The organism is Halomicrobium urmianum, from assembly GCF_020217425.1.
Lineage (GTDB): Archaea > Halobacteriota > Halobacteria > Halobacteriales > Haloarculaceae > Halomicrobium > Halomicrobium urmianum.
Genome location: NZ_CP084092.1, coordinates 349,764 through 367,022, shown reverse-complemented (window position 1 = coordinate 367,022; position 17,259 = coordinate 349,764). Strand labels below are relative to the sequence as shown.

Sequence of the window (17,259 nt, the reverse complement as noted above, 5' to 3'; positions counted from 1 at the left end):
ATCGAAGACGACTATTTACGCTTCTACTTATATGAGGCATATCTCATATGGTTGGTAGTATAAGACATATTTTATAATTGATGACCTGCCCGACAACTAGGTCGTGTGTAGGTGAGTAAACGTCACGTCGTGAACCAGCAATATTTAATCGGCACGCGAAGAACGATGAGTGTATTTCCGGAGCGGCTCCCGTTACGTTGTTGCGGTGATTGCGAGCGATTGCCTCCCGTATACAGGTACCCTCGCCTCATATTACGAGACTGTATTCTGCACACTATTGACTAATATAGTTGTAAATATGTGGGAGGAACTAGACAATATCGAAATACTCTTAAAGAAGATTGTGAGACCACTGACTTGACCCGGCCGGTCGGCCGTTATACTGTGAAATCAGATGGTTACGTGGCAGGAATTACCCTCTTCAGGAGGTGAAGGTGTCTCCTTGTACAGGGGTGCCGAAGTTTCTGAGACGTCATTCACCGCCTCAATACCGTATCTCGCTACGGGTTCGCGTCGAAGACGGCGTATTCAACCGGAAGGATTGTTCAAAGCAGTGGGAAAATTGTCAGATATTCTTATATATAATTAATCTATATGACATCGACAATCGACAGTTTGGTGAATAACTTAACCAAAAATAGCCCACGTTCTGGTCCAGATAGCCGTCTAATGACTAGTCGATACTGGATATTCGGAGTACGTCGCCGTCACTGGCACAGCAATTCGAACCGACCCGCAGCTTAGCGGCACGTCGCTGTCGATCCATAGACACCCGAAATCCGGTTTTGCGGGTACAGTAAAATCGAAATTTGCGCCCATTGATAGACACCTAAACCGCACTGCAACGAGCAGGCCTCCGATTTCAGATGTCCTGCCATGGAAATCGGAACGCTATCGAACGAATATTTCGAGAACCCAAGCGATGAACGGCGTCATTCTCGAACTGCTTCAGCCACGTCGATCCCGAAACGGCCGAAGATCGCTCACAAGGTTTCGGCGCTGGCACAATGCTCTAAACTTCGCACTACAACTGGTCCCGGTAGCGACTGTCTCACCACGATGCGTCACGTAATCTTCCAGCGGCAAGCCGCTTGGATGGTTGTAGTCGACAGCGTCAGTCGACGAGCTGGTCGACGTCGTCGAGCAGTTGATCGTAGATTGTCTCGACGCGCCGTACCTCCTCGTCGGTCAGCGGGCGAAGCGGTTCACGGACGGCGCCGCCGTGCAGACCAGCGAGTTCCAGCCCCTTCTTGACGGTCGGCACGCTGACGGCGCCGGGGATGTCGTTGTCGTGTCCGGATCGATCCCTGAAGTTCTGGAAGGGGAGACAGGCGTCGCGGAGCTTCCGGGCGCGCCCCCAGTCGCCGTCGGAGAGGGCGTCGAACAGTTCGAGGCCGACCTCCGGCCGGAAGTTGCTCACGCCGGCCGAGAAGCCCTCGATCCCCTCGGCCCAGAAGGAGACGGCGTACGGTTCGGCCAGTCCGTCGACCCAGACGACGTCGTCGGCGCCCGCTTCGACCGCCGCGCCGAGCTTCACTGGGTCCGGGAGCGCGTACTTGATGCCGACGACGCCGTCGAGGCGGGTCAGGTCGGCCATGTAGCTCACCGACGGGTCGAACCCGCGAACGTAGGGAACCAGCGGCGTCTCGGTCACCGAGGCGAGCTCGCGGTAGTACTGCAACAGCCCCTGCTCGTGGAGGTACGTGTGGTCCGGGGGCATGATCATCATCGCGTCGGCGCCGACCCGGTCGTACGCGCGGATCAGCTCCTTCGCGTTGGCCGTGCTACCGCCGACGCCCGCGAGGACGCAGGCGTCCGACGGCAGCGCGTCGACGCTGGCCTCGGTCACGTCGACCCGTTCCTCGTGGGACAGCGAGTGGTACTCGCTGATGTTCGCTGCGGCCAGGAACATCCGAATGCCGGAGTCGTAGAGGGATTCCGCGTTGTCCCCGATCTTCTCGTACTCGACGTCGAGGTGCTGATCGAAGGGCGTGAGGAGTCCGACCGCGACGCCGCGGAGACGCTCCCGTACCCGTTCGGCTGATGACGACATTGCGAGAAGAATGACCTGCACGATATATAATAGTACTGGACCGGCCGATCGGCCGGGACCCTCAGCCGGAGCGGCCGCGACCGGCCGGTCGGTCGCACAGTTGCGTCCAGTTACGGCGCAGTGAGGCGACTAGTAGTTGCGGTAGACCGTCTTGGTGGTGGTGAAGAAGTCGATGCCGGCGTCGCCCTGCTCGCGGTAGGTGTTGGTCGACGAGTCCTTGTAGCCGCCGAAGGGGACGTGCAGTTCCAGGCCGGTCGTCTTCTCGTTGACCTTGGCGACGCCCGCCTCGATGCGGTCGAGGAACCGTTCGGCCTCGGTCACGTCCTGAGTCACGATGCTGGCCGAGAGGCCGTAGTCGACGTCGTTGGCGGTCCGGAGCGCGTCCTCGAAGTCGCTCGCCGGGATGACGGACAGCACCGGCCCGAAGATCTCCTCCTGTGCGATGCGCATGTCGGCGTCGACGTCGGCGAAGACGGCCGGTTCGACGTAGTGGCCGTCGGCGTAGACGCCGTCGGTGAGTTCCGCGCCGCCGGTCTCCAGCGTCGCGCCCTCGCTCTGGCCGACGTCGACGTACTCGAGGGTCGACTCGAGTTCGCTCTCGGAGACGTGCGGGCCCACGTCCGGTTCCTCGAGGCCCGGTCCGACCTCGATGGACTCGGCGTACTCGACCATCGCGTCGACGAACTCGTCGTAGACGTCCTCGTGGACGATCGCGCGGGAGGCGGCCGTACACGACTGGCCCGTCGTCCCGAAGGCCCCGGTACCGACGACGTCGACCGCCTCGTCGACGTCGGCGCTAGGCATCACGACCGTGGGGTTCTTGCCGCCCATCTCGCACTGGACGCGCTTGAGGTCGGTCGCGGCGGTCTCGGCCACCTGCGTCCCGACGGCGGTGCTGCCGGTGAAGGAGACGCCGTCGATCGCGTCGTGTTCGATCAGCGGCGTCCCGACCGGCTGCCCGAGCCCGTCACCATGTTGGCCGCGCCGTCGGGCAGGCCGGCCTCGTCGAGGCACTCGAAGACGATCTTGGCCACGGTGGGTGCCGCCGACGCCGGCTTGAGGACGGCCGTGTTGCCGGTCGCCAGCGCCGGTGCGAGCTTCCAGGCGGGGATCGCGATGGGGTAGTTCCAGGGGGTGATCAGACCGACCGTCCCCAGCGGTTCCTGTCTGGCCGACAGCCCGGAGTTCTGTCCGCTGGTCGACTTCACGACGCCGCCGAGGTCGCGGGCCTTCTGGGCGTAGTAGGCGAAGATGTCGACGGCGCGCTGGACCTCGCCCGCGGCTTCCGACCGCGTCTTGCCCTCCTCGCGGACGAGCGTCTCGGTCGCCTCCTCTTTGCGTTCTTCCAGCGCGGCGCTCGTCTGGCGCAGGATCCATCCCCGTTCCGGGCCGGGGAGCCCGGCCCAGTCCGACTGCGCCTCGACGGCAGCGTCGACGGCGGCCTCGACGTCAGCCGGGGTCGAGTCCTGGAAGCGACCGACGACCTCGTCGTCGTTCGCCGGGTTCCTGACCTCGAAGACGTCGCCCGATTCGGATTCGACCCACTCGCCGCTCACGTAGTTCCGATGGTCTGTCGCCATCTCGTCTCTAGGGTCCCGGGGTCGGCTTACAAGCGTTTTGGTCGGATCCCGAGACGACGCCCCCGGCGGATCGAGGTTAGGCGTACATCGAGTTGACCTCGACGACGTTCGCCGCCTGCGCGATCTTCTCGTGGAGCTCGTTCTCGATCCGGTCGTCCGTCATCCGCTGTGACGGGCCGGAGATGCTGAGCGCGCCCAGCACGTCCGCTTCGGGGACGGTGACGGCGATCCCGATGCACCGGACGCCGGGGATGTTCTCCTCGTCGTCGATCGAGTACCCTCGGCGCTCGATCTCTGCGAGGTTCTCGTGCAGTGCCTCGACGTCGGTGAGCGTGTTCTCCGTCCGCGCCTCCACCCCGTGTTGCTCAACGATCTCTTCGACTCGCTCCCGCGGGAGCTCGGCGAGGATCGCCTTCCCGAGGGAGGTCGAGTGCATCGGCATCCGCTTGCCGATCCTCGACTCGGTCTGTACGGCGGCGTTCCCCTTGGACTTGGCCATGTAGACGACGCGACCGCTCTCCTCCGCACCGAAGTGGACGACCTCGCCGGTCTCCTCGGCGAGCCCCCGGACCTGCTCTCTGACGATGTCGTGGTCGGCGATCCGGTCTTTCAGGGACTCGGCGATGTCGAGAAAGCGCAGACTGAGACGGTAGGTGTGATCCTCCTTGACCACCCAGCCCTCGTCGACGAGCGTCGCGAGGTGCCCGTGGACGGTGCTCTTCGAGAACTCGACCTCCTCCGAGAGTTCGGTGATTCCCGTCTCGCCCTGCCGCTGGAGCGTCTCGATGATCCGACAGGCCCGCTGGACTGCTTCGACCGTTCGAGGGGCGTTCGTCGCCATAGTACGACCTACCGACCGGAGCCTTATATCGTTTGTTCTGGCCTGACGAATCGCGGGTCAGCGTCGATGTACGACTCGCTACAGGGGGCTCTGTGGGATGGACGTCCGTTTGCTACGCCGGTCGCGGTTCCGTCGTCTGGACCCGAAACGCTCCCTCCGGAATGCTCCTCGACTGGGAGCGGTAACTCCGATCGCAGCAGTCGATTCCGGGTCGTCCTTCCGGAGTCCTGATCTGTCTCTCGCTGGCGTACAGTCCCTGAGTGTTCTACTCTCTCGAATCGGCCGCCCTGGCCAGTGACGAACCGTCAGACGCCGCTCTCGTGTGACGACCACACTTGATCGATACCCATCCGCAGACGCCGACGCGGTCGCGGGATCCACGGAGCGAGGCTGATCGACCCGATATCCCTACAGGCCGACGGGTGCCGCGTGTGCGAGAAGAGCCTCGTTGCTGGCACTCGATTCGGTTACCGCCCCGAGTGTAACGAAGGCACCTTTGTTATATAAGGCCGACATGGTGATAACGACGGTACGTCCGTTATGCCTTCGCTCCAGTTTGGATAACGGAGGTACGGTTGTTACGTGGGCTCGATACGTCGTCTGTCTCGTCCGCTGTCACGCGACTATTGCACGTACTGGCGGGTTTCAGCTGGCCGATAGCCGACTGCGAACTAGTCTGTTCTGGTCTCTCGAAAGATGGGCCTAGCGGTCTCTTCAGGGGGGCAATGCGTAATGTGGCCACTCTCCGGGTCGTACGCAGGGGGCCGCTTTCGGCCAGTGGTAGCGGCGGCGCTCTCACTGGTTCTTCGCTGATAGTCGTCCTGTTCCCGTGTCGCGAATTCCGTCGTCCGTAACGGGCCAGGGGCCCCTCAGACGCATCCGCAGGGCGGATTCTCCGGTTCTGCGGGGCAGGATCCGTCCCCCCGACGGACGAATTCTGTGTCCACCGCCGTCTACCGACGGCTGTTCCCGACTTTCTCCTGGCGCGAATTCCCGCCTTGCTCCGTCTGCTGGTCGCCGCAGCGGTGACCGATCCGTCCAGTCCATATCTTTTTGGCTGGCCATCGTCGATGGTTCGACATGGGGTTCCTCACCGAGGACTACCTGCTCGAGTCCGACGCGGCCGAGACGCTGTACGCCAGCATCGAGTCGCTGCCGATCGTCGATCCGCACACGCACGCGGACCTGTCCGAAATCGTCGACGACGACGGCTGGGACGACATCTGGGAGGTCGAGGCAGCCACGGATCACTACGTCTGGTCGATGATGCGCAAGCGGGGCGTCCCGGAGCGCAAGATAACCGGCGACGCCGACAACCGGGAGAAGTGGACGGCGCTCGCGGAGGTCTTCCCTGAACTCGCCGGGAACCCGACCTACGAGTGGATCCACCTCGACCTCAGGCGGCGGTTCGGCATCGAAAAGCCGATCTCCGCAGAGACGGCCGACGAGATCTGGGAGGAGACGAAGGCGCAACTCGACTCCCGGTCGATGCGACCGCAGGCGCTCCTGTCGGAGATGGACGTCGAGGTCCTCTGCACGACTGACGACCCGACAGACGATCTCGGCTATCACGAGGCGGCCGAGGGATCGGTCGACGTCGACGTACGACCGACGTGGCGGATCGATCGGGCGCTGCATCCGGGCCGCGACTCCTGGCTGCAGTTCGTCGAGGATCTGGAGGGGGCGACTGGCGTCGACACCTCGTCGCTCTCGGGCTTTCTGGACGCGCTGGAGCACACCCACGACCGCTTCGCCGAGCACGGCTGTCGGGCGAGCGACCTCAGCCTGGCCGAACTGGTCACGCGACCGGTCAGCCAGCGGCGGGCCCGCGACGTCTATTGGCGCGCGCTCGACGGGCGGAACCTCTCGGAGATCGAGGTCCGCGACTTCCAGGCCTTCCTGATCGAACAGGTCGGCCGGCTCAACGCCGAGAAGGACTGGGTGACCCAGTTCCATATCGGCGCGGTCCGGGACTACCGGGACGAACTGTACGAGACCGTCGGGAACGACGTCGGCGGCGACGTCTCGGCCCAGTCGATCGAGATCGCGGAGAACCTGGAGTACTTCCTGAACGAGTTCGACGGCGAGATGGAGATCGTCCTCTACACGGTCGATCCGACCCACTACCCGACGCTGACGACGATCAGTCGCGCCTTCCCGAACGTCAGCCTCGGTCCGGCCTGGTGGTTCAACGACAGCCCGTACGGGATGGAGGAGCAGCTCGAGCACATGGGCACCGTCGACCTCCTCGTGAACCACGCCGGGATGGTCAGCGACTCGCGGAAGCTCATGTCCTACGGCTCTCGCTTCGAGATGTTCCGCCGCTCGCTCGCGAACGTCCTCGGACGGATGGTCGAGAAGAGACAGATGCCCCTGGCCCACGCCGAGGACCTCGCGACGTACCTGGCGTACGACCGCCCGAAGTCCCTCTACGGGTTCGAGTAGCGAAACGGGACGCTCTTACGACCGGTCGGCGGACTCCGTTTCCCAGATGATCGGACGCACTTCGATTCGCCCCCGGCTCGTCCACCGCCGTCGGAAACGCGGAACATACATGTGCTGTGATGTGGATCATAGAACACGATGACTGTCCCAAACGACTTCGACATCGACGGCAAGGTTTGCGTGATCACCGGCGGATCTGGCGTCCTCGGCTCCGAGATGGCGAAAGCGATCGGTGAGAACGGCGGCAAGGTCGCGCTCCTCGCCCGTGGCGAAGCGGAGCTCGAGGAGACACGCGCCGAACTCGCGGACCGGGGAATCGACGCCATGGCCATTCCGGCATCGGTGCTCGACCGCGCCGAACTGGACGCGGCCGCCGAGACGGTCGTCGACGAGTACGGACGCATCGACGTGCTCGTCAACGCCGCCGGCGGGAACCACCCCGACGCGACGACGGGGGATGACACCTCCTTCTTCGACCTGCCGAAGGAGGGCCTCGAGAGCGTCGTGAACGTCAACTTCGTGGGGACGGTCCTCGCGTCGCAGGCCTTCGGCGAGTACATGGTCGAGCAGGGAGAGGGGGCGATCCTGAACGTCTCGTCGATGAACGCGTTCACGCCCCTGACAAAGATTCCGGGGTACTCGGGCGCGAAGGCCGCCGTCTCGAACTTCACCGAGTGGCTGGCCGTCCACATGGCACAGGAGTACTCCCCGGACATCCGCGTGAACGCGATCGCGCCGGGGTTCTTCCTCACCGAACAGAACCGATACCTGCTGATCGACGAGGAGACCGGCGAGTACACGGACCGCGGGCAGTCGATCATCGACCACACCCCGCAGGGCAGGTTCGGCGATCCGGAGGACCTCTCGACGACCGTGTTGTGGCTGATCGCGCCTGGTTCCGAGTTCGTCACCGGGACGGTGATCCCGATCGACGGCGGGTTCTCCGCGTTCAGCGGCGTCTGAGGCGGCCGCCCCTCGACGCTATCCCGGGTGGCCGCACTGGCGCCCGGGTTCGTCTACGCGGACGTCACCGACGAGATCAGAGGGTCAGCGGGTTACACTGACGGTGCCAAACGCCAAACACCGATGGATAGTACAGTCGACGAGATGGCCAACTGCGACCGGCGTACGTCTCCGGATACGTGCGCCGACGTCGCTTTGATCGAGCTATTCACAATATTTTTACGATAGGTTCACATCTGTCTATATCGATGCAGTTGCTAGCCTACCCCAGAGAGTCGACTGCGCTCGACGGCGAGTGGCAGGCGATTCCCGACCAGTACGAGATGTTCCGGGACTACTTCGACGACTTCGTCGAGGACGAGGACGGCGACAGCGCGGCGCTCCCCGACGAGGACGGGCAGCCGGCCCTGAGCTTCGAGTCCATCTACGAGCCGAGCGCGTCCGGCGACGACGACATCACCGACTTCAACATCTACGACGGCTACTCGATGCGCGTCCCCTCGAGCTGGGGCGAAGAGATGCCCGAGTTCCGCCACTTCGAGGGGTGGATGTGGTTCGCGCGGACGTTCGACCGCGACGAGATCGAGGAGGACGACCGCACCTTCCTGCGGTTCGGCGCGGTCAACTACAAGGCCGAGGTCTGGCTGAACGGCGAGCGACTGGGCGAGCACGAGGGCGGCTACACGCCCTTCACCTTCGAGATCACCGACCACCTTCAGGACGGCGAGAACGCGCTGGTGGTCCGGGTGGACAACAAGCGCTACGAGGACGGCATCCCCAACGAGTCGACGGACTGGTTCAACTTCGGCGGCATCAACCGCTCCGTCGAGCTCGTCTCCGTCCCCGAGTCCTACGTCAGGAACTTCAAGGTCGAGACGACCCTCTCCGACGACGCCGTCGACGTGGACGTGTCGGCCTGGATCGACGGCGGCGCGACGGCGGACGCGGCCACGGCCGAGATCCCGGAGCTGGGCGTCGAATCGGAGCTCTCGTCCGCCGGCGACGACCGGCTCACTGCGACGTTCTCCCTCTCCGCGTCCGACGTCGACCTGTGGAGCCCGTCGAACCCGAAGTTGTACACGGTCCGCGTCGAGTACGACGGGGACGCCGTCGAGGACCGCGTCGGCTTCCGCGAGGTGTCCGCGGGCGGCGGCGAGGTCCGCGTCAACGGCGAGTCGATCGCGCTCCGCGGCATCGCGCTCCACGAGGAAGTCGCCGGCAAGGGACGCGCGCTCGGCATCGACGACGTGCGGACCCGCTTCCAGTGGATCAACGAACTCGGCTGTAACTTCGCCCGACTGGCGCACTATCCCCACACCGAGGAGATGGCCCGGACGGCGGACGAGGAGGGCATCCTCCTCTGGGAGGAGGTGCCAGCCTACTGGGACATCAACTTCGGCGACGAGGAGATCCAGGAGCTGTACCGACAGCAGCTCCGCGAGCTGATCCAGCGCGACTGGAACCGCGCGTCGGTGGCGCTGTGGTCGATCGCCAACGAGACCGACCACAACGACGAGACCAGAAACGAGGTGCTCCCGCAGATGGCCGACTACGTCCGCGACCTCGACGACACGCGGCTCGTGACCGCCGCGTGCTTCGTCGACGAGACCGACGACGGGCTCGTCCTCAACGACCCGCTCGAGGAGCACCTGGACGTCGTCGGCGTCAACGAGTACTTCGGCTGGTACTACGGGGACGCCGACGACATGAAGCACTTCCGTGACGATCCCGAGGGCACGCCGATCGTCATCTCCGAGACCGGCGGCGGCGCCAAGTGGGGTAACCACGGGACCGAGGAGGACCGCTGGACCGAGGAGTTCCAGGCCGCGATCTACCGCGATCAGACCGAAGCCGCCGCCGCTACCGAGCAGATCGCCGGCATCTCGCCGTGGATCCTCTTCGACTTTCGGGCGCCGATGCGTCAGAACGAGTATCAGCGGGGCTACAACCGGAAGGGCGTTGTGGACCAGCACGGCCGCAAGAAGCAGGCGTTCCACGTCCTCCGGGAGTTCTACGAGTCGGGCCGGCTGGAGTAGCGCCCGGCGTCTTCCGTTCCCGGACGAACCCCTTCCTGGCCTGTCTCGTCCGGTTTTCTCCGATTCCCGACTATAGTAGCAATTGACCGCAGTGACACACTCGAGGGGCACTCGGGGTGCCCCTCGATGTGTACATAGTTTCAATTGCTACTATAGCCGCACGGCTACGCCCTGTGACACCGGCGTCGAAAGAAACGGACTGCGCCGCGTCGGTCGGTAGAACGCCTACTCGAGCGAGTCCCGCAGGCCGCGCATGTAGCCGATGGCGAACAGGCGGCCCTTCGTGTGGTAGCCGGGGTTGGAGTTGTCCTCGCCGGCCATCGTGGGGACGTGGTCGGGGCGCATGGGGACGTCGTCGTCGACGGCCTCCTCGAAGGCGGCCATCGCCGCGTGCATGTCCGTCGGACCGTCGTCGTGCCAGGTCTCGACGAACTGGTCGGCGTCGCCCTCGACGTCGCGGAAGTGGACGAAGTTGATCCGGTCGCCGAACTGCCGGATCGCTGCGGGGACGTCGGCGCCCATCGCCGCGAAGTTGCCCTGGCAGAACGTGACGCCGTTGTGCTCGCTGTCGACGACGTCCAGGATCCGCTCGTAGTTCTCGACGCTGTTGACGACCCGGGGGACGTCGCGGACGGACTCCCGCGGCGGGTCGTCGGGGTGCAGGCCGAGCTTCACGCCAGCCTCCTCGGCGACGGGGACGACCTCCTCGAGGAAGTACGCCAGCGCCTCGAAGATCTCCTCGTGAGTGCGCTCGGCGGCGGGTACTTCCGGCCCGCCCTGCATCTTCGCGTTGTCGTAGCCGGTCACGTACGAGCCGCCGCGGGACTCGACGTGCGCTTCGGTCCGCGCCCACCGCACCCCGGCCATCCAGTCGTAGCAGATAACGGGGATGCCGAGGTCGCCGCAGTCCCGGACGAACTGTTTGAACTCGGCGATGTCCTCGTCGCGTCCGTCCAGGCCGAGGCGGACGCGGTCGGTCAGCGGGACGCTGCCCTCGAGGACGGAGAAGTTCAGGCCGGCGTCCTCGAGCCAGTTGCGGAGGCCGCGGAGCTCGTCGTACGTCCACGTCGTCTTGTCGTCGCCGATCTCCAGCGGGTGGATCACGGTGTCCGTCACGCCCATTTGCTTGGCTAGTTGCCACCGCTCGTCGGGCTCCGGTGGGAGCACGAGGGCAGGTCGAACCATACGAAGACCCAGAACACCAACTCGTATATACATTATCCTCTCCGCCGTCCGCGGAACCGACACGGCACTCGTCGGGGGCCTGTCACGGATCGAGGCCGTCCAGCGACGTCGGCGGCCGGTCGCAGTAGCCAGGTTCGCGTTCTTTTTCACGCCCTCGGACGCATTCCAGTACGAATGGAGGCCGTCAGTCCTGCTACGCTCGTGGATCCGCTGGTCACGGCGTTCGTCCTCGCGACTATGCTCTCGGTCGGGCTCGACTTGCGACCGGACGACGTGGTGCAATCCGTCGGTCAGTGGCGCTTGCTCGCGCGGTCCGCCCTCGTGAACCTCGTCGGCGTTCCCGCGCTGACGCTGATCGCGCTCCTCGTAGCGCCGGTCGAGACGGAGTACGCGGTCGGGTTGCTCGTGATCGCCGTCTCCCCGGGCGCGCCCTTCGGACCGAAACTCGCCGAGATATCGGACAGCGACGTCGCCTTCGCGAGCGGGCTCATGGTCGTTCTGGCGACGGCCTCCGTTCTCACCGTCCCGGCGTCGCTTGCGCTGCTCGTGCCGGGGAGCGTGGACGTCGATCTGGTCGCCATCGCACGGATAGTCGTTGTCGTTCAGCTCGTACCGCTGCTCGCCGGCTTTGCCCTGCGAGTCCGCGATCGAGCGTTCGCCTCGAGGCTATACGCTCCGACGCGCCGACTCTCGACCGGGTTACTGCTCGTCCTGATCGCGCTCCTGGTGGTGATCAACGCCGACGCGATCAGCCGGCTCGTCGGGACCGGCGTGTTAGCCGTCTCGTCCGTCGTCGTGGTCGGGTCGATGGTCGCAGGGTACGCCTCCGGCGGCCCTGATCGTTCCATGCGAGAGGCCCTCGCGACGTCGACGACCGCTCGAAACGCGGCCGTCGCGTTGCTCGTCGCGACCACGAGCTTCCCCTCGCCGGCGGTCTTCGTGACGATCGTCGCGTTCAGTCTCGTGAGCGTCGCCGTTCCGGGAATCGCCGCTGGAGCGTGGCGAGTTCGGTCAGCGTCGTTCGACGCCGTCTGATCGCGCGGCAGAATCGACGTCCGGCGGGCGTGTCTACGCCTCGCACTTTGGAAAGATATTTATAATGGTTGTATGTAACTGTATTTGTGTATGTAACGGTATCCCTTAGAGGCTAGGCTGTTGACTGCGCACAATCCAGAGAACGGGACGAACCCTGGTGAGTGAGCATGTCGGAGAGCTACTCGGAGTCCTTCACCTGGTCGAAACTCCTGACACTGGTGTTGATCGGGATCATCCCCTCGTTCTCCGGGGCGCTAATCAACCCGACTATCCCCGCGATCCAGCAGACGTTCTCGCACGTGCCGAACTCGGAGACGCTGGCACAGCTGGTCAGCACGACGTCCGCGTGGATCGTAATCGTCGTCGCGCCCCTCACGGGGTACCTGCTCGACAAGTACGCCCGCAAGCCGATCCTTATTGCCGCAGTCATCATCTACGGGGCCGGGACGAGCATTGCGTTCTTCCTCGATTCGATCTACCTGATCCTCGCGACGCGCATCCTCGACGGCATCGCCGTCGGCGCGCTCATGGTGACCGTCCCGACGCTCATCGCCGACTACTACTCCGGCGGTCGCCGCGAGTCGGTCATGGGGTACTACGGCGCCGTGCAGGCCGGGGGTGGCGCCGTCGCGGCCGTCCTCGGTGGGTACATCGCAGGGGCGCTCGGCTGGCGATACATCTTCCTCGTCTTCGCAGGGGCGCTGCTGTTCGTCCCGCCGATCATCCGGCTCCTGCCCGAGCCCGACATCCAGGAATCCCAGCAGGACGACGAGATCAGCCGGCTCGAGGCCGTGGCGAAGCTCGTGCGGGAGTCGCCCGCGAAATTGATCGCAGGCATCTACTTCCTCGTGCTGTTCGGCATGCTGACGAACAACCTCATCATGATCGAGGTCCCGTACTACCTTCAGGGGTCGCTCGGCGTCAGCGATTCCCAGACCGGTCTGATAATCTCGGGCGTCATGATCGCCAGCGTGGTCATGGCCTCGATGTACGGCCGCATCAAACAGCACTTCCGTCACATCACCCTCTTGACGGCCGCGTTTACCTTCGCGTCCCTGGGCTTCCTGCTGTTCACTTCCGTGGAACTCCTCCCGGTCGTGCTCGTCGGCATCATCGTCGCCGGCGGGATGGGAATGGGTCTCCTCCTTCCCACGGTGAACGACTGGATCGCGTCGATCGTTCAGGAGGAGGTTCGTGGACGGGCACTCAGCGGCGTGACGATGATGATGTACGGCGGGTTCGCCCTCTCGCCGTTCGCTCCGATGCCGCTGGTCGACGCGTTCGGGCGCGTGGGGATGCTCCGAACTGCCGGCTTCCTGCTGCTCATCGTCGCTGGCGTCCTCGTGACGGCCTGGTTCGTCAGTCGATCCAGTGCGCCTTTGACGCCGGACGGGACGCTCTCTGACGACTGATCGCGGATACGACCGTCGACGTGACCGGTATTCACCGGTCGCACACTCCGTCGTGTACCTCTCGATCGGCAGTCATCGGCGCAGGCGCCCATTTATTACATATTACGGTAGGAGAAAATATAAATTTTCTTATGGCTTGTGTACGAAGCAATGCCCGTGACCATCGAGACAGTCCTGCTGCCAGTCAGCGACTCGGACGAGGACCGCCTCAATCGGCTCGTCGACGCCGTCCTGGAGATCGCCGCTCCGACTGATGCCACCGTCGTGGTGGCTCATGCCATTCCGGACGAGGACGACAGCATCGTGACCACCATCCCAGCGATCAGCGGTGGTAACTACCCGCAGGTCCTCTCCCGTCCCGAGTACGACGACCTGCTCGACCAGTACCCCGACGACGACCAGTCCGTCGACGACGTCGTCGCCGAGCACGAGACGGTGCAGTCGGTGACGGACCGCCTCGACGACGCCAGCGTCGAGTACGCAGTCTGCGGCGCGGTCGGCGACCCCAGCGAGGCGATCCTCGAACTCGCCGATGACGTCGACGCCGACCGACTTGTCGTCGGCGGCAGCCGCCGGAGCCCGACCGACAAGGCCGTTTTCGGGAGCCTGTCGCAGACGCTGCTCCTCGATGCGTCCTGTCCCGTGACCTTCGTCCACGGTGATTGACGACGCCGACGACACCAGCGACTGCTTAACGACGATAGGGAGTGGTGATGGCGAATAGATCACGTATCAGAAGCGATCTGGTGAACTCTCCGGCCGTCTGATCCGTACACCGAACGACGTTCGCGTCACAGGGGCACGGAGCAATCGCTCCACTCTCCGTCAGTTGTTCAGCTACGTACTACCCCCAGTTTCTGCAACGTGGGGAGGTCCCAGCCGTACGTGACCGCCGCTAACCGCGTCCCGACGGTCACTACTGCACACACCACCGCAGCAGTGCTCGCAGCAACTCCCATGCTCGCCACCGCCCAGTACGCACTCCCACCCAGCACTGCACAGCTCGCGTAGAAATCGTCGAAGAGGATGTACGGGGAGCGATCGAGGAGGACGTCTGCGACTGCACCGCCCCCCACCGCGTTGATCGTCGCAATGGCGACGATACCGACCGCTGGAACGTTCGCCTCGGCTGCGACGATGGCACCGGTCGTCGCGAAGGCGGCGAGTCCGATGGCGTCCGAAACGAGCGTGATCGGATGAGTGTCCGGCGCCGGCAGTACGGCGCTCAACGCGACCGCCAGACCGACTCCGAGCAGACCCAGACTGACTTCGATCAGCGACTGAAGGGCCAGTGGTACCCGGCTCACGAGGAGATCCCGCGTCATCCCACCGGCAAACGCCATGGCCAGACCGACGACGGCGATTCCGAACAGATCGAACTCCTCACGGATCGCCTTGGACGACCCGACGAGTGCGAACGCGATCAGGCCGATCGTGTTCATCACGGCGAACGGGTCGCCGAATAGCGTGGCGACGACGTCCTGGCTCATTGCCCGCGCCTACGCAGGTATGTCTCTTGAGTGCTGCGTATCACGTACTCACCTGTTCGAGCGGCGTTCAGCTCCGCCGTGGACTCTACGGGAAACCAGGCGGTCGCTCGGTAAAGGCTCGTCCACGTCCGGGATAACGATCGAATTCGAATACTGTTTTGGACCTCGACACTTCGGCATCTATTACCATCCGACGACCGTCCGCACGTGGACGCAGAGAGCCGACAGACAGCCCACTGACGGACCGATCTCGAAACACGTCGCCGCCGCCGAAGAGATGACTCAACGCGGCGACCGGCGCTACTGGCTGTACGCCGCCTTCGGAGAATCTCCGACGTTCTGATGGCCTGTTCGAGGTCTCTGCTCTATCGAACGCAGCCGATCCGAGACGAACCACTTCCGCCGGGTTAGGCTCTCTCCGGCGTGAACCAACGGGGCGACAGCGGTGGCTCTCGCCGGACTTCCGCCAGAAAAACACCCCATCGACGATGCTGCGTTCCCCGTCGATTCAGCCGTGGCTTCGGAAAGCACTCCACAGATACGGCCACGATTCCAGTACGAGACGCCTGAAACTCGAGGTCACCGAACGTATATCCTATACAGTAATAAAGGGAACCAACCAGTTCTCGAACCGTTTTAGCCAGCGCGATCCCCGACCGAACGGGAAATCTCTATGGAGAGACGGTCAGTCCGTCTTCGGCGACGATGACGTCGCCGCCGAAGACCGACTCGGCGTCCCGTCGCATCGATTCGAGGTCGCGGTAGGGCATGATGTGCGTGAGAACGAGCGTCTGGACGCCGGCGTCCCGGGCGATCTCACCCGCGTCTGTGGCGTCACAGTGATTGGCAGTCAGCGTGGACTCGTTCAGGTCCCGTGATCCCGCTGCGTGCTGTTGCCAGACGAACTGATCGTCTCCGTCCGGCACGCGGTCCTCGTCGACCGGAGCCGTGTTGCAGTCCTGAACGAGGACGTCCGCTCCCTCGGCGAACTCGGCGAGCGACGTGATCTTCCGCGTATCGCCGGAGAAGACGAACGACGAGCCCGTTTCGCGTTCGTCGAAGCGGTAGGCGTACGTCTCGATCGAGTGCTCGACCGGCAGCGCGGCGACGTCCCAGCCGTCCATCCCGCGACTGAAGCCCTCCGTCACGAGCTCGGTCTCGATGTTCGAGATGCCGTCTGTCGGGTAGATGTCCTGGCGGTACTCGATGTCTTCCGCGTAGACGTCGTACAGCGCGTCGACGAGTCGATCGGTGCCGTCGGGCCCGTAGACGGTGAGCGATGCCCGTCCGCCCTCGGTCCAGCTCGTGAACGCGAAGTGGAAGAACGAGGCGTTGTGGTCCACGTGGTGGTGCGTGAAGAACATCGTCTCGATCTCACCGAAGGGAACCCTCGCGTCCATGAGACCGTAGCGGTCCCGGGCCCGCAGTCAACCAGCACGCGTTCGTCAGCGACCTCGAGGGCGATGCTCGTGCCAGATCGCACGGGGCTTCCAGTGCCGACGAGAGTGATCTCCATGTGTCGCTCTACGGGGCAAAAGCGTTAGTACGTTCGCTCGATCTCCCGCCGCTGCGGAATCACTCAGTGAACCATCGTCCGGTCCAGCCGTGCGTTCGTTCGCGGCCAGCATCGATTGAGCAATCTGTGATCACAGTGCCATCAAGCAGTCCGTAAGTGGGATCGTCCAATGCGACATCAGATCATTGCCAAACCAGTCGGTAGAATGGGAGGTAGATACTCGATCGTCGATTCGCAGCAGTTTCTGGACGCTCGTTCGCTCGACGTCGCACTTCTCCGCGCTACTGCACCTGCTGTCCCAGAAGTTGAGACCGGCGCTCCCAATGCATACGACGCAGGCTCCCTCTGCTCAGTGCTTCAGAGTTGGTCGATCGGCTTGTTGTCTATCTCGAAGACACTGCTCGCCCGGTAGAACCAATTCCGCTCTTTCCCGGTGAGTTCTTCGACTATCCCGTCATCTTCGAGTTGCCCGATCAGTCGGTTGGCCGTACTGTATTCGACATCCAGCCACTCGGCCGCTGTATTCACGTTGAGGTACGGATCCTCGAAGAGGCGCATGACCAGTTCCAGGATGTTTTCGGACTGCTCGCTCTGGTAGCGCTGTTGATAGCTCTCACGGAGGTCGACAAGAAGGTTTGCCCGCTGATGGGCGTCGTCTGCCTGCGACTGCACACCACGTAAGAAGACCGGAGCCACTCTTCCC

At 63.8% G+C, this 17,259-nt stretch carries 11 protein-coding genes and 3 pseudogenes; 7 read left to right on the top strand and 7 right to left on the bottom strand.

The features are described from left to right. Nucleotides 1-833: 833 nt before the first annotated feature. Nucleotides 834-1,072, top strand: a pseudogene (locus LCY71_RS20620) (hypothetical protein); the annotation flags it as partial. Nucleotides 1,073-1,114: 42 nt separating this feature from the next. Here LCY71_RS20620 and LCY71_RS20615 read toward each other — a convergent pair. The 3 genes and pseudogenes from LCY71_RS20615 to LCY71_RS20605 all read right to left on the bottom strand — a co-directional run bounded on the left by LCY71_RS20615 (nt 1,115) and on the right by LCY71_RS20605 (nt 4,474). Further along, nucleotides 1,115-2,053 (bottom strand): dihydrodipicolinate synthase family protein, encoded by a 939-nt coding sequence (locus LCY71_RS20615; RefSeq protein WP_225336433.1) that lies wholly within the window; start codon nt 2,051-2,053, stop codon nt 1,115-1,117. Between the two features lie 129 nt (nt 2,054-2,182). Next, nucleotides 2,183-3,633 (bottom strand): annotated as a pseudogene (gene xacF / locus LCY71_RS20610) (2,5-dioxovalerate dehydrogenase). A gap of 76 nt (nt 3,634-3,709) precedes the next feature. Then, nucleotides 3,710-4,474, bottom strand: coding sequence for an IclR family transcriptional regulator (locus tag LCY71_RS20605; protein WP_225336432.1), 765 nt, complete (start codon nt 4,472-4,474; stop codon nt 3,710-3,712). A gap of 1,080 nt (nt 4,475-5,554) precedes the next feature. Between LCY71_RS20605 and uxaC the strand changes: the two genes are divergently transcribed. The 3 genes from uxaC to LCY71_RS20590 all read left to right on the top strand — a co-directional run bounded on the left by uxaC (nt 5,555) and on the right by LCY71_RS20590 (nt 9,918). Further along, nucleotides 5,555-6,919 (top strand): glucuronate isomerase, encoded by a 1,365-nt coding sequence (gene uxaC, locus LCY71_RS20600; protein WP_225336431.1) that lies wholly within the window; start codon nt 5,555-5,557, stop codon nt 6,917-6,919. Between the two features lie 138 nt (nt 6,920-7,057). Beyond that, nucleotides 7,058-7,882: an SDR family oxidoreductase gene (locus tag LCY71_RS20595; RefSeq protein ID WP_225336430.1), complete on the top strand. Its 825-nt coding sequence runs from the start codon at nt 7,058-7,060 to the stop codon at nt 7,880-7,882. 248 nt (nt 7,883-8,130) lie between these two features. Continuing rightward, nucleotides 8,131-9,918 carry a glycoside hydrolase family 2 protein gene (locus LCY71_RS20590; protein WP_225336429.1) on the top strand — a complete coding sequence of 596 codons (1,788 nt, stop codon included), beginning with the start codon at nt 8,131-8,133 and terminating at the stop codon, nt 9,916-9,918. A 225-nt stretch (nt 9,919-10,143) separates the two neighbouring features. Here the strand turns inward: LCY71_RS20590 and LCY71_RS20585 are convergent, their stop codons facing one another. Continuing rightward, on the bottom strand, nt 10,144-11,103 hold the full coding sequence (locus LCY71_RS20585) for a mannonate dehydratase (RefSeq protein ID WP_225336428.1): 960 nt from the start codon (nt 11,101-11,103) through the stop codon (nt 10,144-10,146). Between the two features lie 174 nt (nt 11,104-11,277). Here LCY71_RS20585 and LCY71_RS20580 point away from each other — a divergent pair, with 174 nt between their 5' ends. From LCY71_RS20580 to LCY71_RS20570, 3 genes are all read left to right on the top strand, one after another. Beyond that, nucleotides 11,278-12,138, top strand: coding sequence for a bile acid:sodium symporter family protein (locus tag LCY71_RS20580; RefSeq protein ID WP_225336427.1), 861 nt, complete (start codon nt 11,278-11,280; stop codon nt 12,136-12,138). Nucleotides 12,139-12,305: 167 nt separating this feature from the next. Continuing rightward, the gene (locus tag LCY71_RS20575; protein ID WP_225336426.1) at nt 12,306-13,550 is read left to right on the top strand and encodes an MFS transporter; all 1,245 of its coding nucleotides are present in this window, start codon (nt 12,306-12,308) and stop codon (nt 13,548-13,550) included. 150 nt (nt 13,551-13,700) lie between these two features. Then, on the top strand, nt 13,701-14,216 hold the full coding sequence (locus LCY71_RS20570) for a universal stress protein (RefSeq protein ID WP_444542730.1): 516 nt from the start codon (nt 13,701-13,703) through the stop codon (nt 14,214-14,216). A gap of 167 nt (nt 14,217-14,383) precedes the next feature. On the opposite strand, the gene LCY71_RS20565 is transcribed toward LCY71_RS20570, so the two are convergent. From LCY71_RS20565 to LCY71_RS20555, 3 genes and pseudogenes are all read right to left on the bottom strand, one after another. Beyond that, on the bottom strand, nt 14,384-15,040 hold the full coding sequence (locus tag LCY71_RS20565) for a trimeric intracellular cation channel family protein (protein WP_225336424.1): 657 nt from the start codon (nt 15,038-15,040) through the stop codon (nt 14,384-14,386). A gap of 671 nt (nt 15,041-15,711) precedes the next feature. Next, nucleotides 15,712-16,556 (bottom strand): annotated as a pseudogene (locus tag LCY71_RS20560) (MBL fold metallo-hydrolase). 357 nt (nt 16,557-16,913) lie between these two features. Further along, on the bottom strand, nt 16,914-17,252 hold the full coding sequence (locus LCY71_RS20555) for a Fic family protein (protein ID WP_225336638.1): 339 nt from the start codon (nt 17,250-17,252) through the stop codon (nt 16,914-16,916). Nucleotides 17,253-17,259: the final 7 nt, after the last annotated feature.

What these genes read in the sequence shown, in the direction of transcription:
- LCY71_RS20580 (WP_225336427.1), top strand. Translation starts at nt 11,278, where the DNA reads ATGGAGGCCGTCAGTCCTGCTACGCTCGTGGATCCGCTGGTCACGGCG.
- LCY71_RS20595 (WP_225336430.1), top strand. Translation starts at nt 7,058, where the DNA reads ATGACTGTCCCAAACGACTTCGACATCGACGGCAAGGTTTGCGTGATC.
- LCY71_RS20605 (WP_225336432.1), bottom strand. Translation starts at nt 4,474, where the DNA reads ATGGCGACGAACGCCCCTCGAACGGTCGAAGCAGTCCAGCGGGCCTGT.
- uxaC (WP_225336431.1), top strand. Translation starts at nt 5,555, where the DNA reads ATGGGGTTCCTCACCGAGGACTACCTGCTCGAGTCCGACGCGGCCGAG.
- LCY71_RS20615 (WP_225336433.1), bottom strand. Translation starts at nt 2,053, where the DNA reads ATGTCGTCATCAGCCGAACGGGTACGGGAGCGTCTCCGCGGCGTCGCG.
- LCY71_RS20575 (WP_225336426.1), top strand. Translation starts at nt 12,306, where the DNA reads ATGTCGGAGAGCTACTCGGAGTCCTTCACCTGGTCGAAACTCCTGACA.
- LCY71_RS20585 (WP_225336428.1), bottom strand. Translation starts at nt 11,103, where the DNA reads ATGGTTCGACCTGCCCTCGTGCTCCCACCGGAGCCCGACGAGCGGTGG.
- LCY71_RS20590 (WP_225336429.1), top strand. Translation starts at nt 8,131, where the DNA reads ATGCAGTTGCTAGCCTACCCCAGAGAGTCGACTGCGCTCGACGGCGAG.
- LCY71_RS20565 (WP_225336424.1), bottom strand. Translation starts at nt 15,040, where the DNA reads ATGAGCCAGGACGTCGTCGCCACGCTATTCGGCGACCCGTTCGCCGTG.
- LCY71_RS20570 (WP_444542730.1), top strand. Translation starts at nt 13,701, where the DNA reads ATGCCCGTGACCATCGAGACAGTCCTGCTGCCAGTCAGCGACTCGGAC.